26 protein-coding genes and 8 pseudogenes are annotated in these 24,990 nt (G+C 71.4%); 8 read left to right on the top strand and 26 right to left on the bottom strand.

All coding sequences use genetic code 11. From position 1 onward, the window contains the following. A pseudogene (locus tag ASF25_RS23610) lies at window positions 1–94 on the top strand (IS5/IS1182 family transposase); the annotation flags it as partial. A 78-nt stretch (window positions 95–172) separates the two neighbouring features. Here ASF25_RS23610 and ASF25_RS23255 read toward each other — a convergent pair. From ASF25_RS23255 to ASF25_RS12470, 12 genes and pseudogenes are all read right to left on the bottom strand, one after another. Further along, window positions 173–348: pseudogene (locus tag ASF25_RS23255) on the bottom strand (IS630 family transposase); the annotation flags it as partial. 116 nt (window positions 349–464) lie between these two features. Next, window positions 465–746 (bottom strand): annotated as a pseudogene (locus ASF25_RS23250) (IS630 family transposase); the annotation flags it as partial. Between the two features lie 240 nt (window positions 747–986). After that, a pseudogene (locus ASF25_RS12510) lies at window positions 987–1,217 on the bottom strand (peptidase P60); the annotation flags it as partial. Then, a pseudogene (locus tag ASF25_RS12505) lies at window positions 1,214–2,107 on the bottom strand (DUF2163 domain-containing protein). The pseudogenes ASF25_RS12510 and ASF25_RS12505, both read right to left, overlap by 4 nt. 8 nt (window positions 2,108–2,115) lie before the next feature. After that, window positions 2,116–2,751: a DUF2460 domain-containing protein gene (locus ASF25_RS12500; protein ID WP_056304980.1), complete on the bottom strand. Its 636-nt coding sequence runs from the start codon at window positions 2,749–2,751 to the stop codon at window positions 2,116–2,118. 111 nt (window positions 2,752–2,862) lie between these two features. Continuing rightward, the gene (locus ASF25_RS12495) at window positions 2,863–3,441 is read right to left on the bottom strand and encodes a phage tail tape measure protein (protein WP_056304977.1); all 579 of its coding nucleotides are present in this window, start codon (window positions 3,439–3,441) and stop codon (window positions 2,863–2,865) included. After that, entirely contained in the window at window positions 3,441–3,683 is a 243-nt protein-coding gene (locus ASF25_RS21940) for a phage tail assembly chaperone (protein WP_082479138.1), read from the bottom strand. Before ASF25_RS21940 ends, ASF25_RS12495 begins: the two co-directional genes overlap by 1 nt. After that, a complete protein-coding gene (locus ASF25_RS12490) occupies window positions 3,680–4,006 on the bottom strand; it encodes a gene transfer agent family protein (RefSeq protein ID WP_056172840.1) in 327 nt (108 codons plus the stop codon). Before ASF25_RS12490 ends, ASF25_RS21940 begins: the two co-directional genes overlap by 4 nt. Window positions 4,007–4,046: 40 nt before the next feature. Continuing rightward, window positions 4,047–4,454, bottom strand: a complete 408-nt coding sequence (locus ASF25_RS12485) for a phage major tail protein, TP901-1 family (protein WP_056172841.1) — start codon at window positions 4,452–4,454, stop codon at window positions 4,047–4,049. A 28-nt stretch (window positions 4,455–4,482) separates the two neighbouring features. Next, the gene (locus tag ASF25_RS12480) at window positions 4,483–4,920 is read right to left on the bottom strand and encodes a DUF3168 domain-containing protein (RefSeq protein WP_056266933.1); all 438 of its coding nucleotides are present in this window, start codon (window positions 4,918–4,920) and stop codon (window positions 4,483–4,485) included. Beyond that, window positions 4,917–5,273: a phage head closure protein gene (locus ASF25_RS12475; protein WP_056304975.1), complete on the bottom strand. Its 357-nt coding sequence runs from the start codon at window positions 5,271–5,273 to the stop codon at window positions 4,917–4,919. Before ASF25_RS12475 ends, ASF25_RS12480 begins: the two co-directional genes overlap by 4 nt. Before the next feature lie 14 nt (window positions 5,274–5,287). Next, window positions 5,288–5,851 carry a hypothetical protein gene (locus tag ASF25_RS12470; protein ID WP_056172846.1) on the bottom strand — a complete coding sequence of 188 codons (564 nt, stop codon included), beginning with the start codon at window positions 5,849–5,851 and terminating at the stop codon, window positions 5,288–5,290. Window positions 5,852–5,916: 65 nt separating this feature from the next. Between ASF25_RS12470 and ASF25_RS12465 the strand changes: the two genes are divergently transcribed. Beyond that, the gene (locus tag ASF25_RS12465; RefSeq protein ID WP_244473004.1) at window positions 5,917–6,627 is read left to right on the top strand and encodes a trypsin-like serine protease; all 711 of its coding nucleotides are present in this window, start codon (window positions 5,917–5,919) and stop codon (window positions 6,625–6,627) included. Window positions 6,628–6,752: 125 nt separating this feature from the next. Next, window positions 6,753–7,622, top strand: a complete 870-nt coding sequence (locus tag ASF25_RS12460) for a trypsin-like serine protease (protein ID WP_056304971.1) — start codon at window positions 6,753–6,755, stop codon at window positions 7,620–7,622. A gap of 75 nt (window positions 7,623–7,697) precedes the next feature. On the opposite strand, the gene ASF25_RS12455 is transcribed toward ASF25_RS12460, so the two are convergent. The 10 genes and pseudogenes from ASF25_RS12455 to ASF25_RS12410 form a co-directional block, all read right to left on the bottom strand. Then, window positions 7,698–8,921 (bottom strand): cupin domain-containing protein, encoded by a 1,224-nt coding sequence (locus ASF25_RS12455; protein WP_056304969.1) that lies wholly within the window; start codon window positions 8,919–8,921, stop codon window positions 7,698–7,700. Window positions 8,922–9,191: 270 nt separating this feature from the next. Beyond that, entirely contained in the window at window positions 9,192–9,437 is a 246-nt protein-coding gene (locus ASF25_RS12450) for a hypothetical protein (protein WP_156368963.1), read from the bottom strand. A 16-nt stretch (window positions 9,438–9,453) separates the two neighbouring features. Continuing rightward, a complete protein-coding gene (locus ASF25_RS12445) occupies window positions 9,454–10,557 on the bottom strand; it encodes a hypothetical protein (protein ID WP_056304965.1) in 1,104 nt (367 codons plus the stop codon). Window positions 10,558–10,742: 185 nt separating this feature from the next. Further along, entirely contained in the window at window positions 10,743–12,014 is a 1,272-nt protein-coding gene (locus ASF25_RS12440) for a phage major capsid protein (RefSeq protein WP_056304963.1), read from the bottom strand. Continuing rightward, complete coding sequence (locus ASF25_RS12435) at window positions 12,011–12,562, bottom strand: HK97 family phage prohead protease (protein WP_056304961.1); 552 nt, start codon at window positions 12,560–12,562, stop codon at window positions 12,011–12,013. The genes ASF25_RS12440 and ASF25_RS12435 overlap by 4 nt, the downstream gene beginning before the upstream one ends. 80 nt (window positions 12,563–12,642) lie before the next feature. Beyond that, window positions 12,643–13,794: pseudogene (locus ASF25_RS12430) on the bottom strand (phage portal protein). A 27-nt stretch (window positions 13,795–13,821) separates the two neighbouring features. After that, window positions 13,822–15,108 (bottom strand): terminase family protein, encoded by a 1,287-nt coding sequence (locus ASF25_RS12425; RefSeq protein ID WP_056304959.1) that lies wholly within the window; start codon window positions 15,106–15,108, stop codon window positions 13,822–13,824. Continuing rightward, on the bottom strand, window positions 15,053–15,757 hold the full coding sequence (locus tag ASF25_RS22705; RefSeq protein WP_056304982.1) for a hypothetical protein: 705 nt from the start codon (window positions 15,755–15,757) through the stop codon (window positions 15,053–15,055). Before ASF25_RS22705 ends, ASF25_RS12425 begins: the two co-directional genes overlap by 56 nt. A gap of 320 nt (window positions 15,758–16,077) precedes the next feature. Next, window positions 16,078–16,341, bottom strand: a complete 264-nt coding sequence (locus ASF25_RS12415) for a hypothetical protein (RefSeq protein ID WP_056304955.1) — start codon at window positions 16,339–16,341, stop codon at window positions 16,078–16,080. Window positions 16,342–16,642: 301 nt separating this feature from the next. Beyond that, the gene (locus ASF25_RS12410; RefSeq protein WP_056304953.1) at window positions 16,643–16,906 is read right to left on the bottom strand and encodes a hypothetical protein; all 264 of its coding nucleotides are present in this window, start codon (window positions 16,904–16,906) and stop codon (window positions 16,643–16,645) included. Between the two features lie 329 nt (window positions 16,907–17,235). Here ASF25_RS12410 and ASF25_RS23905 point away from each other — a divergent pair, with 329 nt between their 5' ends. The 3 genes from ASF25_RS23905 (at window position 17,236) to ASF25_RS12400 (ending at window position 19,423) form a co-directional block, all read left to right on the top strand. Further along, complete coding sequence (locus ASF25_RS23905) at window positions 17,236–17,370, top strand: hypothetical protein (RefSeq protein ID WP_277996243.1); 135 nt, start codon at window positions 17,236–17,238, stop codon at window positions 17,368–17,370. Continuing rightward, entirely contained in the window at window positions 17,367–18,899 is a 1,533-nt protein-coding gene (locus tag ASF25_RS12405; RefSeq protein ID WP_056304952.1) for a porin, read from the top strand. The genes ASF25_RS23905 and ASF25_RS12405 overlap by 4 nt, the downstream gene beginning before the upstream one ends. A 98-nt stretch (window positions 18,900–18,997) precedes the next feature. Further along, window positions 18,998–19,423 carry a cupin domain-containing protein gene (locus tag ASF25_RS12400; RefSeq protein WP_056172951.1) on the top strand — a complete coding sequence of 142 codons (426 nt, stop codon included), beginning with the start codon at window positions 18,998–19,000 and terminating at the stop codon, window positions 19,421–19,423. Window positions 19,424–19,696: 273 nt separating this feature from the next. On the opposite strand, the gene ASF25_RS12395 is transcribed toward ASF25_RS12400, so the two are convergent. Both ASF25_RS12395 and ASF25_RS12390 read right to left on the bottom strand, forming a co-directional pair. Then, window positions 19,697–19,981, bottom strand: a complete 285-nt coding sequence (locus ASF25_RS12395) for a hypothetical protein (RefSeq protein WP_056304950.1) — start codon at window positions 19,979–19,981, stop codon at window positions 19,697–19,699. A 484-nt stretch (window positions 19,982–20,465) separates the two neighbouring features. Beyond that, window positions 20,466–20,975 carry a PRC-barrel domain-containing protein gene (locus tag ASF25_RS12390; RefSeq protein WP_056304947.1) on the bottom strand — a complete coding sequence of 170 codons (510 nt, stop codon included), beginning with the start codon at window positions 20,973–20,975 and terminating at the stop codon, window positions 20,466–20,468. Window positions 20,976–21,228: 253 nt separating this feature from the next. Here ASF25_RS12390 and ASF25_RS12385 point away from each other — a divergent pair, with 253 nt between their 5' ends. Together ASF25_RS12385 and ASF25_RS12380 are read left to right on the top strand one after the other, a co-directional pair. Beyond that, the gene (locus ASF25_RS12385) at window positions 21,229–21,807 is read left to right on the top strand and encodes a glutathione peroxidase (protein ID WP_056172957.1); all 579 of its coding nucleotides are present in this window, start codon (window positions 21,229–21,231) and stop codon (window positions 21,805–21,807) included. A gap of 39 nt (window positions 21,808–21,846) precedes the next feature. Next, window positions 21,847–22,353, top strand: a complete 507-nt coding sequence (locus tag ASF25_RS12380; protein WP_056304945.1) for a cupin domain-containing protein — start codon at window positions 21,847–21,849, stop codon at window positions 22,351–22,353. Between the two features lie 79 nt (window positions 22,354–22,432). On the opposite strand, the pseudogene paoC reads toward ASF25_RS12380, so the two are convergent. Together paoC and ASF25_RS23075 are read right to left on the bottom strand one after the other, a co-directional pair. Then, a pseudogene (gene paoC, locus ASF25_RS12375) lies at window positions 22,433–24,632 on the bottom strand (aldehyde oxidoreductase molybdenum-binding subunit PaoC); the annotation flags it as partial. Between the two features lie 121 nt (window positions 24,633–24,753). Beyond that, a pseudogene (locus ASF25_RS23075) lies at window positions 24,754–24,990 on the bottom strand (xanthine dehydrogenase family protein subunit M); the annotation flags it as partial.

Below are 24,990 nucleotides of genomic sequence, written 5' to 3'. Positions count from 1 at the left end.
CGAGCGCTATCCCAGCACGCTCGCAGATCTCCACATCGTCGCCTTCGTCTGCCTCATGCTCAAACAGGCCGCTCAACTCGCGGCCGGTTCATAACAGCCTCTAGGTTATTGGATCTGGATGAGCGCTATCAGAGCTTATCGGAGAACGGCGACCCGTTAGAGCGTTTACGGTTTAATCTGGTTCGTATCCTGCTGCGGTGGAGAAGTTGGCGCACTCGCCTGGTCTGTCGGTGTCGACGAGGCGTCCGATGGCCGTCCAGAGTCCCTTGACGATGCGTTCGGAGGCTTCGCGCAACAATAACTTGAGTTTGGAAAGGCCATCCCGATCGGGTTGACGTCGGAGCTGTAAGCTCGACCTCGGCCAATCATGCGGCGTGGCAAAGGGCATAAACCCAGGGCGCGGGTAAGCGGAAGCGCGGTTTTGTTCCGTGGCGTCGGCACGGTAATGTCGCCGAAGTCGAGCTGACATCGTACTCGTCCCGAAGCCGAGCGCGCATTTCCTCCCTGTTGATGTCGACCTTCGCGTCGATCAGACCGCGCAAGAAGGCCTCGTGCGGATCGAGCTTCGAGCGGTGCGCCCGTCTTAGCGGACGAACGGCCACCGTCCCGGTCGTCGTGAGGGCGGCCATCCAGCGGATCGAGGTGTCGACGCCCACCCCAAAGCGCGCTGCCGCCTGACGCCGCGAGGTCGATGCTACGGCTTTCACCACCCGCTTGCGCAGATTCTGGATGTAGGGGCGTCCCATCTGTCGCTCGTCCGCCAGAACGACCTTTGAACCGACTGGCGGAGGCTGCGATAACCCTCGCCCTATCAATCCAGCACAGGGCGAAGCTGCGGAAATCGGAGGCATCAGAATTCGGATATGGATCAATGGCTTACGTGGCTATGATTCAATTTCAGAGTGGACTTGTAGATAGAATAAAAAAATCCCAGTGAAAGACAGTGGCTTACAGCCACTCAAATGGCAGAACTTTACTGCACTTCACAGGTGGCGGGCTGCGGCCTCCGGCAGCGGGTCGGTGCCGGGGGGCGCCGATTCCGCCCAGGAGGCGGCATAGGGCGGGGCGGCCTCGGGCTCGGGGCCGAAGCAGTCGCGCCAGACCCCGCGCACGAGGCCGAGGCAGTCGCAGCCGACGTGCCGCACCGAGGCCTGGTGCCGGTAGGGCGTGCCGATCCAGGCGCGCGCAACCGACACGATCCGGTCCTGCGGGCTCATCGGAACAGGCTGCCGCCGTCGAGGCCGGGGCCGGAGCCGGGGGCCTGGCGCACCACGAAATCGTTGCCGGGCATGTGCGAAAATCCCTGGAAGTTGAGGGTGTTGGAAAATTTGCCGCCGCAGGTGGAAAAGCGCTTGTCGCAGCCGGCCGTGACCGCGAAGGCGTCGCCGGGGTCCACCGGGCGGGCCGGGGCCTGCCACAGGGCGAGGCGATGCCCAGCGCCGTCGCCCGCATGGGTGCGGAGGTCGGCCGCGTGCCCGGCCTGGGCGCCGCCGGCCCAGACGAGGCGCCCGCCCGTGAACCAGCCCGGCGCGAACGGGGCCGCGAGGGCGACCCGCAGGATGCCGGGTTCGGGCACGGCGATGACCCGGCCGGTGGTGCGGAACGCCGGCCGGTCGCGGTCGAGGCCGCAGCGGGCATCGCCCAACTCGGCCGAACAGGTGGCGCGGAAGGTCCGGCCGGTGGGTACGTCGAGGCGGTCCATGAGGCCGCGCAGCTCGGCCACGAACGCGCCCCCCGCCCGGCGTACCTCGCCGAGGGTCCCGACATCGAGGAGCAGGCGCGTCTCGGGGTGGGTCCAGTCCACCAGCCAGGTCTCGACGCCGGCCCCGTCTTAGAGCCCGCCGGCGATGTCGGCATCGGTGATCCCGAGGGCGGTGAGCGCCCCCGCCACCTCGCCGCCGCCGACGGCGAAGCCGAGTTCGGCGCTGGCCTCGGCCGCCTCCAGGCCGGAACGGGCCGCGTAGGGCATGCCCGCCAGGGTGAGGTCGCGGTCGTGGTCGGTGAAGCCGAAGCGCACCCCGTCGCGGCGGGTGAGCGCCCAGCAATGGCACAGGGTGGTGGCCCCGCCGGCGAGATGTTCGGCGAGGTCGGGGGGCAGGGTGCGCATGGGAACTCCTACGGGACGATCTCGATGAGCGGCACCCTGGGGATCTCGCCGGCCGTGAAGGCCGAGAGATCGACGGTGAGGTCGTCGGTGTCGAAGCGCACCGGCACGTCGAACAGGAAGCCGGCCGTCACCGGAGCCCCGGGGGGCGGGGCCGCCGCGAGGGTGACCGTGCCCGTCGTGCCGTCGCAGGTGAAGGCGGCGGGCGGCAGGGCGAGGCCGGCCAACGCCACGATCACGCTCTCGGCCACGGGCTTGGTGATGACCCGCCGGTAGGGCAGGGGGCCGCTGCCGTAGGTCTTCGCGAGCTGGAACGTGCGGGTCGCGCCGTCGCCGGTGCCGAGGGGCTGGTCGGTCGCCGAGACCGGACGCGAGGGCGGGCCGGAGCGGGCATCGACCCGGTCGCGGTAGCGGAACCCGTAGAGGCGTCCGCGCCGCTCCTCGAAGAACGCCAGCACGGCGTGGAGGGCGTCGAGGGTGCGGATGCCGAGGCCGGCATCGTAGCGGCGGCGCGAATCCGCCCAGCGGCTGTTGCGGTGCTCGCGCCCCGACGCGAGGGTGACGATCTCGGTCATCCGCCCCGGCCCGCCGCTGCCCCGCAGGGCGACATCGAGGGGAAAGCGGACTTCGTGGAAATCGGCGCCCATGGGCGGCTCCTGGATGCGGCAAGTCGGACGTCTGGGCAAGTCGGACGTCTGGGCAAGTCGGACGTGTCGGCAAGTCGGACGTCTCGGGGAGGCGCGCGATCACCGCGTGCCTCACAACCCCCGCCGGCCGCGGGCCACGGCGCGGGCGAGGCCGGCGGCGACCTGGGCCTCCGAGCGGCGAAAGCCCGCGATGTCCGGGGTGGTGATGTTCACCGTGACGGCGGCGGCGCGGGCCTCCGTGCCGGCCGCGACCCCGAGGCGGCCGTCGCTGCCGCGCTTCAGGGGCAGGATCGCCTCGGGCCCGGCCTCGCCCATGAGGCCGAGGCCGCCCTGCATGGGAAAGTAGGTGGGCGCGGCGACGATGCCGCCTGCCGCGAACGGCCGCACGCGCCCTTGCGCCACCACCCCACCCCGGGCGAAGGCCTCGGTGCCCCCGGCGACGCTGGCGTTGAGGGCGCCCTTGACGAGGCCGGTGATGCTGGCCTTGACCGGGGTCAGCGCGGCCTTGAGGGCGAGGCTCGAGAGCTTCGTCGTGAGGGTGCCGAGCAGGCTGTCGAGCTGGCGCCCGGCGCCGAGGGGGCCGCCCAGGGCCTGGGTCAAGCTCTGGCCGAACCCTTTGGCCAGCCGGTCGAGGACCTGAAGCTGCTTTTCGCGGCCCGCCTGGGCGCGGTCGGTCTCGCTCTCTGGCATCACGGGCTCCCAGGATCACAGGATGACGGGACGTCGGGATAGGCCGCGAGCAGCCGTTCGAGATCGGCCCGGCCGGCTGCCGGCGCACGGGCCGACAGGCCGGCGGCGGCGAAGAGTTCGCGCGGCGTGGCGCCCCAGAGGTCGCGCGGACGCCATCCGAGCCGCCCGAGGGCGAGCGCGAGGACATCGTCCCACGGGAAGGCGGAGGCTGGCTCCGGCGCGCTCCCGCCCGTGGGGCTCAGGGGTTTGGCGAGGCGCCCTCGCCGAAGGCGGCGGTGAGGGCTTCACCGAGGGCCGCCGTGAGCGGTTCGAGTCCGCCGGCCAGGGGCAGGGCGGCGACGGCCGCGTCGTCGAGGGCGTGGCCGCCCCCGCGCAGGGCGCTGCCGAGCAGGGCGATGAGGTCCCGGGTGGCGAGGTGCCCCCCGGCGAAGCGCTCGGCCAGCCCCGTGAGGTCGCGGGCCCCCAGGGCCGATTCGAGTTCGGCGAGGGCGCCGAGGGTGAAGCAGAGGGTGTAGCGCTGCCCCCCGAGATCGAGGGGGATTTCGCCGCGCCTGCGGTTCGCCATGATCTTCGGGCCTCCCTATTTTTTCAAACCTTGATGGGTCTCAGGCCGCCGTGAACGCGAGGGCGCCGGCGGAATCGAGGGCCAGGTCGAAGGTGACCTCGCCGGCGTGATCTCCGCGATATTCGAGGCTGGTGATCTGGAACGGGCCCTCCAGGGTGCCGAAGGCCGGCACCACCACCTGGAACGTCTCGATGGTCCCCTCGAAGAACAGCTGCCGCAGGCGGGCGTCGGAGGCCTCGTCGCGAAACACCCCGGCGCCCGCGATGGCGGCCCGGCGGATTCCTGCCCCGGACAGCAGCTCGCGCCAGCGCCCGGCGGATTCGGCGTGGGTCACGTCCACGGCCTCGGCGTTGAAGGCAATCTGGCGGGCGCGCAGGCCGGCGACGGCGACGAAGCCGCCCCCGCTCGCCACGCGGATGAGTAGGTCCTTGCCGCGTTGTGCGCTCATGCGGGTTCTCCCGTGGGATTGGAGGCGGTCAGGCCGGGCGGTGCTCGGTGACCGCCTGGAGGGTGAGGGTGGCGCGGGCCTCGCCGGTGGCGGGGTCGCGGGTCGCGGCGAGCCGCACGACCCGCAGGGTCACGAGGTGGTGGCCGTGCAGCGCCAGGGGGGCGTCGGCGAGGAGGTCGGCCATGCGCTCGGCGGCATCGAGGCCGGAGCGGGCCGAGCCCGGCCGGGCGTAGAGGACGAGGGCGAGGCCGTGGGCGTGGCGCGTCGCGCCGTCGACGGATTCGTCGCGGATCTCGGCGTCGCCGAACACGCCGTAGACGGGCACGCTGCCGCGCGGCGGCTCGTCGTGGAGGCGCACGGACCCGCCCATGAGCCGGGCGAGGGGGGCGTCCACGGCCAGATAGGCGCGTAGCGCCCCGCGCAGGGCGAGCAGCGGGCTCGCGGAGACCGGGTCTCGAACCGTCACGGCGCGCGCTCCCCGGCCACGAGTTCTTCGACCCGACAGACGAGTTCGCGCCGTCGGCCGTCGGGATCGCCCGCGGCCCGGATGGCGAAGCGGCGCGGCCCGGTGGACAGCCGCATCGCGGGCGTGACGTCGGCGCGGTAGGCGAGGCGGACCCGGTGGGTCTCCGCCGCATCGGCCCGCCCGCCCCGGACCCGCTCGGGCCCGCTCAGGGATTCGAGGGCACCCCACACCAGGGGGCCGGGGACGTAGCGGCGGATCACGCCGCCGAACCCGTCGGGCTCCTCCACGGGCCGTTCGAGGGTGAAGCGGCGGCGGCGCGTGCCGATGGGCACGCGCGGCGTGGACTCGGGCATGATCGGCTCCGTGATCATAGGGACAGGCGCCGCAGGGGGGCGACGAGGGCGGCGACGGATGGCGGCGGGCCCGCGCCCGTGTCGCCGCGATGCTCGAAGCCGTGGGCGGCGAGGAGCCGGATCGCCTGCAACAGCATCGGGGGCGCCGGGGGGCCGTCGCCGCCGTATCCGGCGCTGACCTCGACGAGGGCGGCGCGGGCGTGGAGCGACGGCGCCTCGGGCGAGACCACGAGGCCCGGCGCCTCCACGGGGTCCGGCCCGGGGCGCACGAGGCCGGGGGCGAGGTCGGTGACCGTCCCCTCGGCATCGACGAGGCCGGCCCGCTCCACGGCCACCAGGGGGCTGAGCGGCAGGGGCACGAACCCGGAGGCGGGCCAGGCCGTGAGCATGATCCGGTAGCGCCCGGGCGCCAGGATTCGCCGGGTCGCGGCTTCCACGCTGGCGCGGGCGGAGGCCACGAGGGCGGCGAGGAGGGCGTCCTCGGCCCCGCCCTCGTCGGAATCGAGGCGCAGATGGGCGCGCATCTCGCCAAGGCTCACCGGCTCGACGGTGGCGCCTGCGACGCGTATCGGGGTCATCGTCGTCTCCAAGGTGCGGGGTTTTGCCGATGGCTCGGACTGGTCTCGGGCGTCTCGCCCTGCTGATGGGCGTCGCGCTTCCGGCCCAGATCATGGGCCCGGCGCACGCGGTGGTGGGCGGCGATCCGGCTCCGGAGGCGGCTTCTCACGCCGTCATGGTGCTGTCCTCGAACGGGGGCGTGTGCACCGGCGTGGTGGTGGCATCGGGCGCCGTGCTCACGGCCGGGCATTGCCTCGCGCCGCGCCTCGTCCACCGGGTGCACTACAAGGACGCCGCCGGGGCGCCGGTGCTGGCCGAGCCCGCCGCGCAGGCGGTCCATCCGGGCTACGATGCGGGCGCCATCGCGGGGCGCCGCCGCTCCATCGACCTCGCCCTCGTGCGCCTCGCCGCGCCCCTGCCGGCGCCGTTCGTGCCCGCCACCTTGAGCGCGGCGATGCCGCGCGCCGGCGAGACCCTCACCGTCTCCGGCTACGGCGTGGCGCGGCCGGGGGATCCGCGCAGCACCGGCACCTACCGGCAGGCCGGCGTGCCCGTGGTCGAACCCTACGGGCCGAGCCGCATCCTCGTCTGGCTGCGCGGCGCGAAGGGCGCCGGCGCCTGCCAGGGCGATTCCGGTGGGCCGGTCGCGGCGGATACGGGCGTCGTCGCGGTGGCGGCCTGGGTCGGCGGGGCCTGCGGCGGCCTCTCCCAGGGGGTCCTGCTCGGGCCGCAGCGCGCCTGGATCGACGCGACCCTGGCCGGCTGGGGCCTCGCCGCCCGCTGGGACCGCCCGTGAGCCCGCGCCGGCCGATCGGCGTCGCGGGCGGAACCAGAGCTTGGCCGAGGGATTCCGTTCAGATAGGTTTCCACCATGGCCGTCCGGGACGCCTCCCTTCGGGGCCGGGACGCGGGAGAGACACGATGCTGCCGACCGCGTTTCGCGCCACCGTCCTTCGCACATTCACCGTGGCGGCCCTGGTCGCGCTCGCGCCCGCACTCCTGCCCACACCCGCCTTCGCGGTGATCAACGGCGCGGTCTCGCGGGACCCCAACGGCCTGCGCGCCTCCGTGGTGCGAATCGAGAGCAGCCAGGGCGAGATCTGCTCGGGCACGCTCATCGCCAGCGACCTCGTGCTCACGGCGGCCCATTGCGTGATGCACCGGGCCAGCTACAGCGTTGTGGCGGTGGACCGCGCCTTCCGCTCGCGCCGCATCGCCGTGGCGGCGGCGTCCATGCATCCCGAATTCGTCCCCGGCACCACGCCGGAGGATCAGCCTGGCATCGATCTCGCTCTCATCAAGCTCGCCGAGCCCTTGGGCGGCGACTTCCAGCCCCTCGATCCGCGCGGCGGCGGCATCAACACCGGCGACTCCGTCGAGATCGCGGGGTTCGGCGTGGTGGCGGAGAACCGGCGCAACACCGCCCGCACCCTGCGCCAGGCCCAGCTCGTCTCCATCGGCCCGCTCCAGGTCGCCAACCGCGTCACCGTGGTGACCGACCGGCGCCGCATGGCCGAGACGGCGGGGGCGGGCGCGTGCCTCGGCGATTCCGGCGGCCCGATCCTGCGCGGCGGCCCCGGCGGCTATCAGATCGTCGGCGTTGTGAGCTGGTCGAGCGGCGCCATGCGCCAGGACAAGCGCGCCCGCACCGCCTGCGGCGGCTTCACCGCCGTCACCCCCACGGCCGAGCACACCGGCTGGATTTCCTCCCGCGCCGCCGAGATGAGCCGGATGCAGCCGGGCGAGGCTGCGGCCCGCACCGAGTGGATGGCGCGGCCGGGACGGCGCTGAGCCGGGTTTCGATGCGGAACCGGGGCCGCTTTCACGAACCCCGCCTGGGCGCCGGCTTCCTCGCGGGCCGATGCCTTACGGACGGTTCGTCCCCGGCCGGCTGAAGGTCCGGGCCGCCGGCGGGAAACCGGCGACCATCTGCTCGTCGACGCCCAGGTTGGCGGCGAGCATCCCGCGCGGCACCCGGGCCAGCCAGGTCGCCAGCAAAGTCTCGTCGGTGACGCCGCTGTCGTGCACGCCGACGATCTCGGCCGTCTCGGTGCCGATGCTCTCCACCGAATGCCCGCAGGACCGGGGCAGGTACGCGCAGTCGCCCGGGCCGAGTTCGGCCACGGCCATGTGCTTGTCCTGGCCGAACAGGGTCACGCGCGTCCGCCCCCGCACGACGTAGTGCCACTCGTTCGCGCGGGTATGCCAGTGGGGCGCGTGCACAGCGCCGGCCGCGAGGCGCACCAGGAAGCCGGTCATCCCCGCCGAGACCGGGAAGGCGCCGGCGGGCGCCATCCGCATCGTGGAGCCGGCCCCCTCGGCTACCGCTACGGCACCCGCCAGGGCAAAGCGATGGGTGCGCTCCGGCGGCAGCGGACGCTCGGCCCGCGCCGTTGCGCCGTCGCGGGGCACGACGGGTCCCTGGATGATGTAGGTCTCGCCGGCCGGCAGGGCCGCCAGAGTCGCCTCCGGCACCCCGAGTGCGCCGCGCAGGATCGCGGGGTCGATCCGGCTCATCCAGTCGGTCAGCCCGAAGGTGCCGTGTTCGCCGAACAGGCCGTCGTCGAAGGCCAGGATGGCGTGGCACGGCTCGGACCCGAGGGTCTGGATCGCGTGGGCGTGGCCGCCCGGAAAGTACCAGGTGTCGCCGGGCGCGAAGTTGACGACCTCCATCTCCCCGGCGGCATCGATCACCGTCGCCTGGCAGTGGCCGGCGACGATGTAGCCCCACTCGGCGGAGGCGTGCCAGTGCATCTCGCGCACCCCGCCCGCATTCAGGAAGATGTGGGCCCCCGCGATCCCGGTGGCGAGGGGCAGCTGGTGGGTGGTGATCTCCCGCGCCCAGCCGCCCGAGGTCGCCTTGACCGGGCCGCCGTCGAGGGAGGCCGTGAACACCGGGGCAGGCCCCGGCTTGCGAGGGATCATGCGTAGGAAGGTGGAATCCGGGGCGACGTCGGCCCCCGCCGCATGACCGTCCCGCGCAGGGCCGGTCTGGAGAGGGCCGCTCTCCGCCGCCAGCGCCCCGCCGGCGGCCAGGCTGCCGCCCGCCGCGAGGGCGCCGAGAAACAGGCGGCGGTTGGTCTGGTCCATGGCGCTCCCCTCGGGCGAGGGCGCCGCCGCAACGACCCGTCCCCGACCGGAGGGAGCGCCCGGGGACGGGGTTAGCACCGCGCTATGCTTGAATTCGCTTCCTCTGCGGAGTGTATCCACATCTTCGTCCGACGATCGCGCGCTAGCGTTTCCGCTTCCTCAAGACGAACTCGGGACTACCCGCACCACGCGGCGCCCGCCGTCGCGATGGGATGGCGACACCCGGTGGGGCGGTGCCGGGGGCCGGATCGATCCACCCCTCGACCGGCCCTAGAAAGCGACGGCGGGTCCCGTGATCTCGACTTCGACGTCGAACTCGCCGAAATGATCGGGCAACGCCTGCGCCGCCGCCGGAGAGTGCGCGAAGACCCGCATGGTCCAGTCGTCACCGCGTTCGTTCACACCCAAGCCGACGGAACAATCGACCCGGCCCGAGATGTACTGTGCGGCGAAGGCATCCTTGGCGGCAACGGCGGCCGATCTTGACGCTCGCAGCTTGTCACGCTGGTCAACCATGTCACGCTCCTGCATGTCACGCTCCCGCATCGGGGATGTAGATGTCGAGATCGAGGGCATCAAGGACGGTTCGGATCGGATTGCCGTAGGTGATCCCGCCGCCCTTCGGCCCACCCGTCTCAGTGCCCGCGAAGAGAAGTGCGACCGGTCGGCCATCCTTGGTGCAGATCAGGGATCCACTGTCCCCGCCTTTGGAGAATGCACCCTTCACACCACTGATCGCAATCTGCTTGTTGAACATCGCGAACTTGGGGCGTGGGCCGCTCACCATCTGAACCTGAACGTTGTCCACCTCGACCGCTTCGACAACGCCTTCGGTATAACGTGTCGTACGGCCGACCTTGCGGACCGGCATGCGCTGCAGCACCAGGTCTTCGATGGCGCCAAGGTCCCAAACCTCGGCGCCCGGGACCGTGTGGCCGACCCGGCGAGCCTCGCAATCCCGGCCGGTGTCGAGGGCCGCGAAGGCGCAGTCGACCAGATTGGCCGAGACCGGATCGAAAGTGATCGGGATGAAGGTCTTCAGTTTGGCGACCCGATGATCCCGGTCCCAGGCGCGGCCGCCGTCGAGGCGCCCAGGCTGGAGAATGATGTCGTCGGTCCGGCCGGCGTTCGTCGCAGCCAGGACGTGATTGTTCGACAGGATCCCGATGCTGCCGTCGCGGTCGATGCCGAAGCAGCCGATCGTTCCGGCGGTGATCCGCAGATGCCCGACGGACTCTCCCATCAAGAGGGGACGGCAGGGTTTGACGCTCGGGGTGGCCTGTCGCCGCGTGCGGCCGGTGACGATGATCTCGATCTCGTCCTTCGCAATCCGTTGAGCGGTCTCGACGACCGGATGATGGCGGAGTTTCTGGTGTTGGAGAAACAGTCCGACCTTCAGGTTCGAACCGTCCCGGTCGGCCGGTCCGTACCGCAGGATGCCGACCCCGATCTTTTCCTTCGGATGGAACGCCCGCTCGCGTCGCGCACGCTGGATCTGCTCGTGCGCCTCCGTTCCGGGCAGCGGCGCGAAGGTCGGACCGCTCTCGGGCGCCGCGAACGCATTAATGGCTTCGGCATAGCGGAACGCTTTGAGAAATACCTCGGCCTTGGCATTCTCAGCACCGTCGAAATTCATGCCTAGCGTCCCAATTTTATAACCTAAGGTTGTTATTGCGCGAATCTTGGCGCGACGGAAGAGGCGCTTCTCGCCAAGATGCGTCGAATTCGGTGATCTCAGGGTTGTGCGCTCGAATCGACACACGAAAACGCGTGGACACCCGCCGGTCCGAACCCCCGGGCCCGAAGGCCCGGGGGCCGGTGTCAGGCCGCGAACTTCAACAGCTTGATCGCGTCGAAGTCCTGCACGCCGCCGCCGACGCGCTTCGTGGTGTAGAACAGCACGTAGGGCTTGGCCGAGTAGGGGTCGCGCAGCACCCGCAGGCCGGCGCGGTCGACCACGAGATAGCCGCGGCGGAAATCGCCGAAGGCCAGGGACAGGCTGCCGGCCCCCGCATCCGGCATGGCCTCGGCCTCCGTCACCGGGAAGCCCAGCAGGGTCGCGCTTTGGTCGGCCCCCTGGGGCGGCTGCCAAAGGTAGTTGCCGTCGGCGTCCTTCATCTTGCGGATCGTGCTCTGCAGGCGCCGGTTCATGACGAAGCCGGCGTTCTGGCGGTAGCCGGCGCGCAGGGCGTAGATCAGGTCGAACAGCACGTCGGCCGGGTTGGCGGCCGGGAACGCCCCGGCCGCGCCCGTGGCAATGAACCCGAGCTTGCCCGGGACCCAGGCGGAATTCGCCACGGTGTCGTGGCTGAGGAAGCCGCGCGGGCGGCTGATCCCGTTGCCGGTCACGAACGCGGTGCCCTCCTGCTCGGCGAACACCGTCTCGACCTCGTCGGCGAGCCAGGCGTCGATGTCGACGATGGCGTCGTCGAGCAGCGTCTGGGTCGCCGCCGGCATGGCGTAGAGCTCCATGGCGGGGAAGCTCAGCTCCGACAGGGTCGGCGCGTCGGTCTGCGGCCGGGGCGCGGCCTCGGCGACCCAGCCCGACACCGCCTCCGTCACCGAAACGGCGCGCTTGTACTGCCCGCCCGAGATCGTGCGGACCGTGGCGAGCGCCCGGATCGGCGAGAGGCGGGCGAGGCGAGTGAGCACGTCGCGCTCGATGGTCTCGGGCACGAGGTAGCCGCCATCCGGGCCGGAGCCCGCCGACAGGGCTTTTTCCTCCAGGCGCTTGAGGCCGCCGCTCTCGCCGGCCCGGACGTAGAGGTTGAAGGCCGCCTTGTGCTCCGTGGCCGCGGCGTCCCGGGGTGGGTTGCCGGCGCCGAGGGGCGCCCGGCGCCCGTCGAGGGTGAGGCGGTCGAGGCGGGTGCGGGCGGTGTCCAGGGCCGCGTCGATGCGGGCGAGTTTTTCTTCCGTCAGCACGTCCGTCCCGAGCCGGCCCTCGATCTCGGCCAGCCGGGTGTCGTTGGTTTCGCGGAACGCCGCGAAGGCGCCCTGCAGGTCGGTCATGGCATGGGCCACGGCCGGATCGCCGCCGGCGGATTTGTCCTCCAGGGGAAACGATTTGGTTTCGAGGGGGTGATGGGCGGTCATGCGAACCTCTTGGCGCGGGGGGAGGGAGCGGCGACGGGCCGGGTGGACGGATGGGCGCGCGGCGGGGCGACGCGCCGGGCGAAGGCGTGGAGCGCCTGCGCCAAGGGGAGGGATTCCGAGGGCAGGGATTCCGAGGGGGCGGATTTCGCCGCGATGCGCGCGCCGGGCTGGAGCGGGAAGGTGACGAGGGAAATCTCCCACAGGTCGAGGCTGTGGAGCCGGCGCAGGCCGCCGCGGTCCGGGCTCGCCCTGACGGTGCGGAACCCGATGGAGAGCCCGTCGAGGGCGCCCTCGCGCAGGAGGGCGTCGAGTTCGCGCGCCCGCTGCACGGCGAGGTTCAGTTGCCCCGCGACGCGCAGGCCGCGCGCATCTTCCGTGAGCGACAGCCAGCGCCCGACGGGCTCGGCCGGATCGTGCTGCCACAGCATGCGCACGCCCGAGGCCCCCCGGGCGCGGAGGCTCGCGGCGAACGCGCCCGGCGCCACCACGTCGCGCCCGAGATCGGGCACGCCGAACAGGCTGGCATAGCCGGTGAAATGGCCGTCCATGGGGGGCTCCGGAGTTGGGAACGAGATCTGCGCTTCGTGCGCGCGTCCCCCCCGCAAAAGGAGAGGGTCGGGGCGCGGCCTCACCCCGCCGCGCCGTAACCCACCGCCGCGCGCTTCTCCGTGTCGCTCAGAAACTCTGCGTCCCCGACCCGGCGCCACAACGACTCGCGTTCGGGCGCGAGGGCCTCGATGGCGTCGAGGTCGGGTTCCAGGCGGGCGGGGCCGAAGGCGGGCTCCAGCCAGTGGGCGAGGGATTCGGCCGTGCGGCGCACGAGCGGGATCACCGTCTGGCGGTAGAAGGCGCGGTTGGCTTCCGCGTAGTTGGCGTGGGTGTTGTCGCCGGGGAGCCCAAGGAGCAGGGGCGGCACGCCGAAAGCCAGAGCGATCTCGCGGGCGGCCCCGCTCTTGGCTTCCACGAAATCCATGTCCTTGGGCGAGAGGGCCAGGGGCTTCCAGTCGAGGCCGCCCTCCAGTAGCAGAGGGCGCCCGGCATTGCCGGCGCCCTGGTAGTTGGCTTCGAGTTCGGCCTTCAGGCGGGTGAATTGCGCCTCGCTCAAGGTGCCGCCGGTCTACGCGGCGAAGACGAGGGCGCCCGAGGGCCGGGCGGCGTTGTCGAGGAGGGCCTTGTTCCAGGCGCTGGCGGCGTTGTGGATGTCGAGCGCGGTGGCCGCCGCCTCCATGGGGGCGAGGCCGTAATGGTCGTCCCCCGGATGGAACAGGGTGAGGTGGAGGATGGGCGCGACGCCCGCCTGGTCGAGGTCGTACCGCAGGGTGCGGCCCCCCACCGTGTAGGCGTAGGCCACGGGCCAGCCGTCCGGCCCCGGCACCACCCGCATCCGGTCCGGGCGCAGGGCGTGGAGCTCGCGCGGGGTGCCGTCCAGACTCTCGGCCGCCAGGTAGGCGTTGCCCGAGACCATGAGGTGCCCGTAGACCGATTCGAGGAGCCGCGCCCCGCCCTCGCGCGGGTTCGGGCGGGCGAGCAATTGCAGGAGCGGGTGCTCGTTCCCTGCGTCCGCCAGCACCAGGGGCAGGGACGCGGCGGCCTCGGCCACGAGCCGCACGGCCCGGTGGACCACGGCGTTGCGCTGGAACCCCTCGCGGGCGAGGGCGCTCCCCTCGCGCGGCGTCCACACCGCCCGGCCCTCGCCGTAGAACTGCACCGCGAGGGGCGCGGCCTTCGTTTCGGGCACGGGAAAGGCTGCCCGCGCGAGGCGGGTGAAGAGGTTGGGCATGATGGAAATCCCCTGAACGGCGGCGGATCACAGCCGCCGGATGCGCGGCTCGGCGGAGCCCCGCAGCATGAGGTGGGTCAGCGCCCACACGAGGGCGTCGAGGCGGTCGGGCGAGGCGCCGGAGGACAGGCCGTCGGGCCCGAAATCGCAGAGCTCGTCCTCCAGCGCCGGCAGGGCGCCGACATGGTGGACCCGTCCTTGGGCGTAGAGCACCGAAACCGGCTCGGCCCGGAGGTATTTTCCGCGGGTGGCCCGTACGGGGATCACCGGCACGGACGCGTCCACCTGCCCGAGGACGGCCGTCACCATCTCGCCGCCCTGGTTGACCTCGACCACGAGGCTGTCGGCGTCGAGGCGGTGGTAGAGGGCCAGCGCCGCGGCGGCCCAGGCCTCGGGCGTCGCCCGGGCGAGGGTCGCGTCGGCGAGCACGTAGGCGTGACCGGAGGGCGCGAGACCCGTCGCCACGATGCCGCAGGCATCGGCCCCGGCCTTCGAGGTGGCCGGCGGGTCCACCGCCACGACGATGCGGCGCAGATCCTCCGGGGCGCGGGCGACGCGGGTGTGTTCGAGGGCCGCGCGGGTCCACAGGGCGTCGGCACGGTCCTCGATGAGCTCTCCGTCGAGCTCCTGACGCCCGAGGCGGGTGCCGGCGTAGCGCCCCACCACGGCGTCGAGGAAGCTCGGCGCGAGGTTTTGCGCGTTGTCCGCCGTGCGGGAGCGGCTCACCACCGTGGTCGGTTCGGCGAGGAGTCGGCGCGGGATCGGGCGCGGCGTGGTGGTGACGAGGCCGCGCGGGGCGTGGCCGAGGCGCAGGCCGAACTGGATCATGTCCCAGGTGGCGTCGGCGTAGCGCCACTTGGCGATCTCGTCGGACCAGGCGGCGCCGAATTGCGGGCCGCGCAGGGAATCGGGTTCCTCGGCCGAGAAGGCGAGGCCCACCGCGCCGTTGGGCCAGTCGAGGCGGCGGCGCGAGGGCGACCAGCGCGGGCGCGGTCCGTCGAGGGACAGCAGCCCCGACGGCCCCTCGATCATCACGTCGCGGACATCCGCGAAGGTCTCGCCGATGAGGGCGATGCGGCCCACGGGTCGGGCGGTGAAGGCCGGGTCGCCCTGGGCCAGGGCCCGGACCCATTCGGCCCCCGTGCGGGTCTTGCCCGAGCCGCGCCCGCCCACCACCGCCCAGGTGGTCCAGGCGTCTTCCGGGCATGCAGGTGTCGGGCACGGCGACAGCTGGTCGGCCCGCGCCGTGTGGAGCCAGTCACGGGCAAGGGCCCGGATCAGGTGCGGCGGCAGGCTCTCCAGGAAAGCCGGCATCCGGCCGCTCGCCGACGAACGCCGCATAGCGCCGCGCGATCTGCGCGCGCAGGGCGGGCAGGTCGGTGTCCCGTTCTGCGTCCGGGTCGGTGCCCGAGCCGGCGTCGCCGGGGCCGTCCGTCTGCGCGCCGCGTGTCGCATCGGGGTCGCTCCTGGGGGCGGCGGCAAGGTCGTCGAGGAGGCGCTTGAGGCCGCCGAGGTCGCGCAGCACCCGGGCCGAGTCGAGGCCGGGGGGCGCCTCCTTCAGGGCCGCGTCGAAGGCCGCGACCTGCCGGGTGATGTGGGTGAGCAGGGCCACCCGGAGGATGGCGGGGCCGGGGGGCGGCCCCTCCGCCGCCTCGGGCAGCCCGCAGGACGAGAACAAGGCCGGCGCCGTGCGGCGGGTCAGGCCGAGCACGGCGGCGAGATCCGCGCGGGTGACCCCGTAGGCGCGGTCGACCCGCGCCAGGGCGGCGCAGCGCGCGGGCGACCAGGCCGCCGGTGCGGTCTTCGCGATGGGGGGGCGCCACGTCTCCTGGCGGCACCATTTGCGGAGGGTCGCGGCGCTGAGCTTCGTTTCCGCCGCGATCTCCCGGACGGTCTTGTCGGTCTCGCGAAACAGGGCTTCGGCCTGCGCCTTCCGCTCCGCATCGACGGGGGTGAGGTTCATCGCCGCCGCCCCCTCTCCATTCACACTTCTTGAGCGTGGGGTAGTGATACCGCAGGAGCGTCGCGCTGTCAATCATAAATTCCTATTTTTGGGATTTAGATCTTATGATTGAGGCTCGCTTTAACGGCCTTCAGGGATGGTGGAGCCGGGGCTCCACCATCCCTGTTCGCAGGCCGGACTCGTGGCCGGGGCGAACGTCTAGAGGCCGATCATCGCCTGCGAGGTGCCGACGATGGTGAAGGCCAGACCAGCGGCGAAGGCCGCGATCATGACGTAGGAGAACCCCTTCAGAACCATGCGCGTCGCCTTCCGGGCTCCGATCAGCAGCGGTTTCCGCCGGAGGTCTGGCCGTACTGCATCACGGGGAAGTTCTGCTGGTTGGCGTTGCCCTCGGCGGCCGAGCTCATGGCGCAGCCGCCGTAGGCCGGCACGCGGGACGGGGCGTAGGCCGAACCGGTGGTCTCGACTTCGGGGGGAAGGAAGCCGGTGTAACGGCCCTTCTTCTCGTAGGCCATGGCCGGAGAGAGCGAGGCAACGCCAAGAACAACGGCGGTGGCGAGGGTGGCGATGCGGGTCTTGGTCATGATCTGAGTATCCTGTTCAGGACGATCCGCGCTGCGGACCAGGGCCGACGATTGGCCGATGATTGAAAAGAGGAGAGGTGAGGTGCGCGTTCTGCTTCCGGGATGTCGCGGCCGACGCGCCACCCCGGGCAATCTCGAGGACGGTCGCTCGCCCGGAGCGGTCGTTACAGCCCGATCATCGCCTGGGAGGTGCCGACGATGGTGAAGGCCAGACCGGCGGCGAAGGCGACGATCATGCCGTAGGAAAAGCTTTTCAGGACCATGTCTATACCTTGCTGTTGCTGACTTGTGTGAGATCGGATCAGCAGCGGTTTCCGCCCGAGGTCTGGCCGTACTGCATCACGGGGAAGTTCTGCTGGTTGGCGTTGCCCTCGGCGGCCGAACTCATGGCGCAGCCGCCATAGGTCGGCACGCGAGACGGGGCATAGACCGAACCGGTGGTCTCGACCTCGGGGGGAAGGAAGCCGGTGTAGCGACCCTTCGTCTCGTAGGCCATGGCCGGGGAGAGCGAGGCAACGCCAAGAACAACGGCGGTGGAGAGGGCGGCGATACGGGTCTTTGTCATTGTCTTATAATCCGCTTCTGCGACAAACCGGCGTTCCGGTCTGTCCGTTGCTTCTGAAAAACAACATAGGGCTTCGATTTCATTCTGAAGGTGCCGCGACGCACGCGCCACCATGGATTAAGCCGACGTGCGCGGAATGCTCCGTGGAGCCGTCTTCACCCGGTCCGGCAGGCCGCCCCCCCCATGGTGCACGGCAAGTCGGGCGGCGGGCGGCATCGCGCGAACGCAGACAGATCACGTTGTAATCCCGACTTGTCGCGGAATATTCGCGTCACGGCAGCGTCATTCGCCAAGCCTAATGCGCCGCCCAGCAAGGTTATGCTTCGAACATGAACCGCTTTGTCGAGGCGTTGCTGCGGCGATGCCTCGACGCCGCCGGTGCAGGCGATGCGCGCGGCCGGCTCGGGTTCGACGGGCCGCCGATGCCGGCCGGCATGCTGCAGATGCAAAGGATCGAGAGATGAGACAACGTCTGTTGGCGCCGACGCTCGGCCTGTTGGCGGCGACCCTCGGATGGAGCGTCCTGACGCTGGCGCCGGCCCAGGCCCAGACCGTCGCGGAGCTGCAGCGCCAGATCGACGAGCTCAAGGCGATGATCAAGGCGCAGGCCGAATCCGGCCGCGGCGCGCGGGCGGCCCCGGCCCGGGTCGCGCATCGCAGCGATGCCGGCACCCGGCCGGCGGCGGGCCGGCCCGTCGACTTGGCCGTCGCTCCTCCGGCGGCGACGCGGGCCGTTCACGCGGACCGGCCCGCCTTCGCCATCGACCGACCGGATACCTGGATCGACGCCCTGCTGCCGCCCCCGCCCGGGGTGGACGGCCCCAAGCCCGCCGGGTCGCCGAAAACCTGGTTCGAGCGCCTGTCCCTGCGCGGCTACACCCAGATGCGCGTCAACGAGATCCTCTCGGGGGACGGCACCACGCCGGCCGGCCGGTCGCGCCTGCGCTCCGTCCACGACGGCGGCATCACCGAGCGGGGCAACTTCACCTTCCGCCGGGTGCGCCTCGTCCTGCAGGGCGACATCCACGAGCGGGTGTTCATCTACCTTCAGCCGGATTTCGCCGTGAACGTCGCCAACCAGGCCGGCACCGAGGGGCGCGGAAACTTCGCCCAGCTGCGCGACGCCTTCGCGGACGTGTTCCTCGACGAGGGGCGCAGCACCAAGATCCGCTTCGGCCAGCAGAAGGTGCCGTATGGCTGGGAGAACCTGCAATCCTCGCAGAACCGTCTCACCCTCGACCGCTCGGACGCCATCAACAGCGCCATTCCGGGCGAGCGCGACATCGGCATCACCGCCTATTACACGCCGGCCCACGTCCAGGGACTCTGGGACCGGCTGGCCAAGGGCGGCCAGAAGCTGTTCGGCAATTACGGCGCCTTCGGCGTCGGCATCTACAACGGCCAGACCATCAACCGGACGGAACGCAACGACGATCTCATGGTGGCCGGCATGGCGACGTGGCCCTTCGCCCTCGACGGTCTGGGCGCGGCGTTCGAGGGCCAGGTCCTCGAGGTCGGGGCTTCCGCCTACCGCAACCGGTTCCAGCCCGAGATCCGCACGGGCGGCGTCAGCCCGGCGGCGTTCAGCGATGCCCGCGTCGGCCTCCACGCCATCCTGTATCCGCAACCCTTCGGCCTCCAGGCCGAGTGGAACTGGGGGCGCGGCCCGGAATTCGACGTGGTCACCCGGATGATCGCGGAGAAGCCGCTCAGCGGCGGCTACGTCCAGGCCATGGTCCGGGTCGCCCATTCCCCCATCGGCCCGTTCATGCCCTACGCGCGCTGGCAGACCTATGGGGGCGGCTGGAAGGTGGCGACCAACGCGCCCCGCCTCGACACCGACGAGGTCGAGGTCGGCGTCGAGTTCCAGCCGACCAAGCCCCTCGAGATCACCCTCGCGTATGCCCGGATGAAGCGCCGGGAGGCCGACGAGCGCCGCCTCGGCCGAGCGGAGGGCCACCTGTTCCGCGGGCAGCTGCAGTGGAATTACTGACGCCGTGCCGAGGGTGGGCCGGACCCCCGCCCTTGGGTGCGCCCCGGAAACCCGGTACCCTCCGGCGAAAATCAGACCCCGCCGGAGGACGACCCCCAATGAGCCACAGCCCGACCCCCCTCACCGCCCACGGTGTGTTCGACGTCGCGGCGCACGCCGCCCAACTGCCCGAGACCGCCGACACCATGGTGGCCGATCACCGCTTCACCGACGATCCGGCGGCAAGCGCCCGGGTGTTCCGGGTCTACCGGCCGACGCCGCCCCACAGCCACGCGTCCTGCGACGAGTACCTCTACGCCCTGTCGGGCCGCTGCCTCATGAAGTTCGCCGACGAGCCCGCCATCGAGGTCGGCCCCGGCACCCTGGTGTTCTTCAAGCGCGGCGTGGTCCACTCGGTGCCGGAGATCCTGGAGGAGCCGATGGTGTTCCTCTCCGTCGACACCCCCCGGCGCGAACCCCGCGACATCCGCTTCGTGGAGGCCGGCACCGGCACGCCGGACAGCTTCATCCGCCAGCGGGATTGAACGCGTCCGGCGGGTGAGGTTCGGTGCGACGCCGACCATGGGAGGCGCTCGGTCCGCGTCGATGGCGCGGACCGTGATCGGACGCACAGGGGCCGGACCCTCCAGGCCCGCGTCAGCCCTCCACGCGGACGAGGTGCATCGCCATGCGCGTGATCGGCGCCCTGACGATCGTCGCCCCGTTCCCTGTCTCCAAACTCTACGGGGATGAGCTTTCCAACGGCGACCCGACTCCCGAGAGCCTCGGTCTTCGGGGCGGCATGGGCTTGTCCGCCCTCAGGCCCCGCGCGCGTCACCGGTAGCGAGACGTGCCTCTTCGGCCGCGAAGACTTCCTCCATGGTGATTAGGCCCCGGTCTTCCAGGAGTGTGAGGAGTTGGAGCGAGGCCGACATCGCGTTGCCCGAGGCGCGCATGATCGCGAACGCCTGCTCATGGTCGTGGGTCATCAGGCTGCGCAGATAGGGGGCCAGCGTGGCGACGGGAGCATCGGCCGCCACGAGCCGGAGAATGTCGAGGGCTTCATCCCGTGGCGTGACAGGGACCAAGTCGGCCGAGGGCATCGTGATAGCCTGAGATATGAATACAACACCGATAGATATAGTAATTCATGCGGATTTGTCAAGATCTATACTTGCATTGACGGGCGCCGGACAGGCCGTATCATGGGCCGGCGCAGTCCCGCGAGTCGGCCCGAGCCCGCGAGTCGGACCGAACCAAGTCGGATCGAAATTCCGCTGCCGGAGAACGGATGATCCCGTCGTTCGCTGGACTGGATCCTGGTCCGGCGCGGACCGGACCTGCGACCGGCGGCGCCTCCGCCCTCGGCGGTACCGGGCTGCCGTGATGGCGGCCCAGGCTCATGCGAAGTCCGGGCCGAGGACGGGCCTGACCCACGACGTCACCGGCCGGACGAACCTGCGCGGTCCGGGCCGATCGATCGGGCCGCGTCGAGACGGTCCGTCGACGATGCGCCGGATGCGATCCCCGCCCGATGCGTGCCCGAGGAACCCGCCTGCGCAGCTTCCCGCGAAGGGGATCTCGATCCTACGGCGCCTTGGCGGGCTCGGCCGGCTTGGTGTTCGCATCGGTCTTGGCGTCGGTCTTGGCATCGGTCTTGGCCTTGCCGAGGTAGATGTACTCGGGGGCGGCGCGGAGCTGATCCTTGTTGGTGTCGATGGTCGCCTTCAGGGTGGTGTCGTTGGTGCGGGAGAGCTTGAGGGCGCTCGGGTCGATGGCGACGTACTTCGTGCCGATGCCGAGGAAGCCGCCGACGCCGACCACCCACGACTTCACCGTGCTCTTCTCGTCGAGGACCACGTCGGCGATCTCCCCGATGGTCTCGTTGGCGCCGTTCTGGATCGTCAGGCCGACGAGCTTCGAGGTGACCATGTCGGTGGGGTTCTGCGCCACGAAGGTCGGGCGCAGGTCGTTGGCGAGGGTGGCGGGGGCCGCCGGAACCGGGGCCGTGCCGGGCGCCGTTGCCTCCGGCGCCTGCGCGAGGGCACCGAGGGTGCCGGCGACGAGGAGGGTGGTGCCGAGCAACAGGCTGCGCATGGAGGCTGGTCTTTCCGGGTCAGGGGCGTGTGGGGCCGGGTGGGGCCGTGTCGAACGCTCAAGCTCGGGACGGCCCGATGGTTCCGCCCACGTGCACGGATCGCTCCGCCCGCGCGCACGGATCCCTATCCCCTGCATGCACGAAGGCGCGACCTGGGACGATCGGCGCGAGACACGGGGGCCGTTCGCGCCCTAGATTCCCATCGAGAGACCGCGCGGGTGCCCCGCGCCGCGAATCCCCGGGAGCCCCGCCATGCCGTCCTTCCTCAGCGAGACCCTGCCCCGCCGACGGGCCCTGATCCTCCTCGGCGCGGCCCTGGCCGGCGGCGCGCGGGCCGCGCAGGCGGGCGAGACCCGGGCCGGGGCCTTCACCTTCGAGAAACCCGAGGGCGGCGGTCTCCCTCTGGCGGATTTCGCCGGCAAGCCGATCCTCGTCGTGAACACCGCGACCTCCTGCGGCTATGCCGGGCAGTTCGTCGGGCTTCAGGGTCTGTGGACCCGGTTCGGCGCCCGCGGCCTCACGGTGATCGCCGTGCCGTCGCCTGATTTCGGCAATCAGGAGACCCTGGACGGTGTCGCCATCGCGGAGGCGGCGCGCAAGAACCACGGCGTCACCTTCCCGGTGGTGGCCAAGACCCACGTGAAGGGCCCCGCCGCCCATCCGTTCTACCGCTGGGCGGCGGCCGAGAAGCCCGGCGCCACCCCGGGCTGGAACTTCCACAAGTACCTCGTCGCCCGCGACGGCAGCCTGCTCGCGGCCTTCCCGCATTCCATGGAGCCGACGGATTCCCGCATCGTCACCGCCATCGTGGGGGAACTGCCCGCCGCCTGAGCGGCCGGCCCTTCGATCGACCCCCAGGGAGGTTTCGCGATGCAGGACCACGATCAAGATCACGACGCGTCCCCGCCGGGGGACGCCGCCCCGCGCTGGAAGCACGATGGCATCCGTGTGATCCCCGGCGACAGGCTCGACCCCAACACGGCGCAGACGCCGGGCATGTTCCGGCAGGCCGCCATCAACCACGCCCGCGTCGGCGCCCAGAAGATCTGGGCCGGCACCGTGGCGATCGAGCCCGACGCCAAGACGGGCGTGCACCACCACGGTGCCCTGGAGAGCGTGATCTTCGTGCTGTCGGGGCGCGCCCGGATGCGCTGGGGCGGCCGGCTCGAATACGTCGCCGAGGCCGGCCCCGGCGACTTCATCTTCGTGCCGCCCTACGTGCCGCACCAGGAGATCAACGCCTCCCCGGACGAGCCCCTGCACTGCGTGCTGGTGCGCTCGGACAACGAAGCGGTGGTGGTCAACATCACGGATGTCGACCCCGTCGAGCGGCCCGAGACGGTCCCGTGGGTCGATCCAATCCACAAGCACCCGTGAGCCGGATGCGGACGGGGGAGGGCTCCCCCGTCCGCTCTGTCGGGCGGCTCCCGGGGGAGGGGTCCCCCCGTCCGGCCGGTCAGGCGGCTTCCGGCATCCGGTCCAGGAGCTTGTCGAGGGTGATGGGGTAGTCCCGCACCCGGATGCCCGTGGCGTTGTAGACGGCGTTCGCCACCGCCGCGCCGACGCCGCAGATGCCGAGTTCGCCCACGCCCTTGGCCTTCATGGGCGACGAGATCGGATCGACCTCGTCGAGGAAGATCACCTCCTGGTGCGGGATGTCGGCGTGGACCGGGACCTCGTAGCCGGCAAGATCGTGGTTGGCGAAGAAGCCCCGCTTGGTGTCGACGTCGAGCTTCTCTATCAGGGCGGCGCCCGTCCCCATGGTCATCCCGCCGATCACCTGGCTGCGGGCGGTCTTCGGGTTGAGGATGCGGCCGGCGGCGCAGACCGCCAGCATCCGGCGCACCCGCACCTCCGCGGTGTCGACATCGACGCCGACCTCGACGAAATGCCCGCCGAAGGTGGATTGCTGGTAGGTCTTCGACAGGTCGCCGAACTCGATGCTGTCCTCGCCCGTCAGCGCGCCAGCCTGCGCCGCCTCGCCGAGCGGCACGGCGCGGTTGCCGGACCGCACCTCGCCGTCCACGAAGACGGCATCGTCCGAGTTGATGCCGAGGCGCTGCGCCACGGCCTCGCGCAGCTTCACGCAGGCCGCGTAGACGCCGGAGGTGGAGGAATTCGCGCCCCACTGGCCGCCCGAGCCTGCCGCGACCGGAAAGGCGGAATCGCCGAGCCGGACCACGACGCGGTCGAGGGGCACGCCCATCATCTCGGCGGCCGTCTGGGCGATGATGGTGTAGCTGCCGGTGCCGATGTCGGTCATGTCGGTCTCGACGGTCACGATGCCCTCGGCGTCGAGCCGGACCCTGGCGCCGGACTTCATCACCATGTTGTTGCGGAAGGCCGCGGCCACCCCCATTCCGACGAGCCAGTGCCCGTCCCGGACCGAGCCGGGCTTCGGGTTGCGCTTGGCCCAGCCGAACGTCTCCGCGCCGCGCGTCAGGCAGCCGACGAGGTCGCGGTGCGAGAACTTGCGGTCGGGCTTGTTCGGGTCGGTCTGGGTGTCGTTGCGGATGCGGAACGCCACCGGGTCCATCCCGAGCTTCTCCGCCATCTCGTCCATGGCGACCTCGAGTACCATCAGGCCCGGCGCCTCGCCGGGCGCCCGCATGGCGTTGCCCTCCGGCAGGTCGAGATGGGCGAGCTTCATGGCGGTCATGCGGTTGGCACCCGCGTAGAGGAGCTTGGTCTGGTTCACCGCCGTCTCGGGATCGCCGTCGGGCAGGTTGCCGGAGGTGCTCTCGTGCGCGATGGCGGTGATCGTCCCGTCCTCGGTGGCGCCGATGCGCACCCGCTGGATGGTAGCGGGCCGGTGGGTGGTGTTGTTGGCCACGAGCGGCCGGGTCAGCGCCACCTTCACCGGGCGCCCCGCCGCCTTGGCGCCCAGCGCCGCCAGCACCGCGTCGGCGCGCACGAACAGCTTGCCGCCGAAGCCGCCGCCGACATAGGGCGAATCGAGCCGGACGTTCTCCTTCGGGATACCCAGGATCTTGGCCATGCTGCCATGGCCCCAGCCGATCATCTGGTTGGAGGTCCAGAGGGTGACCTTGTCGCCGTCCCAGGCCGCCACGGTGGCGTGCGGCTCCATCATGGCGTGGCTCTCGTCGGCGGTGGTGTATGTCTCGTCGAACCGCACCGGGGCCGACGCGAAGGCGCCCTCGAAATCGCCGACGCGCTCGACGCCGTCGCCGCCGCTGCCCTCGCCGCTGTCGCCCGGCGCGGGGGGCGCGCCCTTCGCCTCGGTGGCGAGGTCGAACTTGCCGACCTCGGGGGCGTAGTCGACCTCGACCAGGAAGGCCGCCGCACGGGCTTGCTCGAAGGTCTCGGCGACCACCACGGCGATGGCCTGGTGGTAGTGCTGCACCCGGTCGCCGCCGAACAGGTAAGCGGCGTTCATGGTGCCGCGTTCGAGGCGGGGCGTCTCCAGGGTAGTCACGATGGCGAGGACGCCGGGGGCGCGCTTTGCCGCCTCCGAGTGGATCGCCCGGATGCGGCCCTTGGCGATCCCGGCGCCGAGCACGTAGCCGTAGGCTTGGTTCGCCGCCACGTCGTGGCGCTCGTAGGCGTAGGGGGCGGTGCCGGTGGTCTTGTACTTGCCGTCGATCCGGTCGGTGGCCTTTCCGACGACCTTGAGCTGGTCGATGGGGTTCTGGCCGNTAGGCGTAGGGGGCGGTGCCGGTGGTCTTGTACTTGCCGTCGATCCGGTCGGTGGCCTTTCCGACGACCTTGAGCTGGTCGATGGGGTTCTGGCCGGCAGGGGTGTCGAACTTCATGGCTCTAAGCCCTCGCTTCGGTGAGCACCGCGCCGAGCGTGCGCACGGCGAGCTTCAGCTTGTAGGCGTTGTCGTGGGTCGGCTTGGCCCCGGCGAAGGCCTGCGCGGTCACCGCCTTGGCGCCCTGCGCCATCGCGCCCTCGGCGGCTTCGACCCGCCACGGCTTGTGCGCGACGCCGCCGAAGGCCGCCCGGCCGGTGCCGTCCGGCTGCACCACGGCGGCCACCGAGACGAGGGCGTA

The sequence above is a fragment of the Methylobacterium sp. Leaf100 genome (assembly GCF_001422845.1).
In the GTDB taxonomy this organism is placed as follows: domain Bacteria; phylum Pseudomonadota; class Alphaproteobacteria; order Rhizobiales; family Beijerinckiaceae; genus Methylobacterium.
This window is presented reverse-complemented; position numbering and strand designations above follow the sequence as displayed.